Source organism: Streptomyces populi (genome assembly GCF_002911015.1).
Taxonomy (GTDB): domain Bacteria; phylum Actinomycetota; class Actinomycetes; order Streptomycetales; family Streptomycetaceae; genus Streptomyces; species Streptomyces populi.
This window is the reverse complement of sequence record NZ_KZ627092.1, coordinates 1-1,003: the sequence shown is the minus strand read 5'-3', so window position 1 is coordinate 1,003 and position 1,003 is coordinate 1. Positions and strand designations below refer to the sequence as shown.

Below are 1,003 nucleotides of genomic sequence, written 5' to 3'. Positions count from 1 at the left end.
GCGGTTCTGGCTGGACCTGGGGATCGACGGGTTCCGGCTGGACGCGGTGCCGTATCTGTACCAGGTCGAGGGCACCAACTGCGAAAACCTTCCTGCGACCCACGAGTTCCTCAAGCGGGTGCGCAAGGAGATCGACACGCACTATCCGGACACGGTGCTGCTGGCCGAGGCGAACCAGTGGCCCGAGGACGTCGTCGACTACTTCGGCGACTTCCCCTCCGGCGGCGACGAATGCCACATGGCCTTCCACTTCCCCGTCATGCCCCGCATCTTCATGGCCGTCCGCCGCGAGTCCCGCTACCCCGTCTCCGAGATCCTCGCCAAGACCCCCACCATCCCCGCCAACTGCCAATGGGGCATCTTCCTGCGCAACCACGACGAGCTCACCCTCGAAATGGTCACCGACGAAGAACGCGACTACATGTACGCCGAATACGCCAAAGACCCGCGTATGCGCGCCAACATCGGCATCCGCCGCCGCCTCGCCCCCCTCCTCGACAACGACCGCAACCAGATCGAACTCTTCACCGCCCTCCTCCTCTCCCTCCCCGGCAGCCCGATCCTCTACTACGGCGACGAGATCGGCATGGGCGACAACATCTGGCTCGGCGACCGCGACGCCGTACGCACCCCCATGCAATGGACCCCCGACCGCAACGCCGGCTTCTCCTCCAGCGACCCCGGCCGCCTCTACCTCCCCACGATCATGGACCCCGTCCACGGCTACCAGGTCACCAACGTCGAGGCCTCCATGTCCTCACCCTCCTCGCTCCTGCACTGGACCCGCCGCATGATCGAGATCCGCAAACAGAACACCGCCTTCGGACTCGGCTCCTACACCGAACTCCCCTCCACCAACCCCGCCGTCCTCGCCTTCCTGCGCGAGTACAAGGACGACCTCGTCCTGTGCGTCCACAACTTCTCCCGCTTCGCCCAGCCCACCGAACTCGACCTGCGCACCTTCAACGGCAGACACCCCGTCGAACTCATCGGCGGCGTACGG

The 1,003-nt window shown here is 65.7% G+C and carries 1 protein-coding gene; it reads left to right on the top strand.

Annotated elements, in window-relative coordinates; all coding sequences use genetic code 11:
• Positions 1-1,003, top strand: a 1,003-nt coding sequence (locus CW362_RS42820; RefSeq protein WP_206301235.1) for an alpha-amylase family glycosyl hydrolase, incomplete at both ends; no start/stop codon positions are given.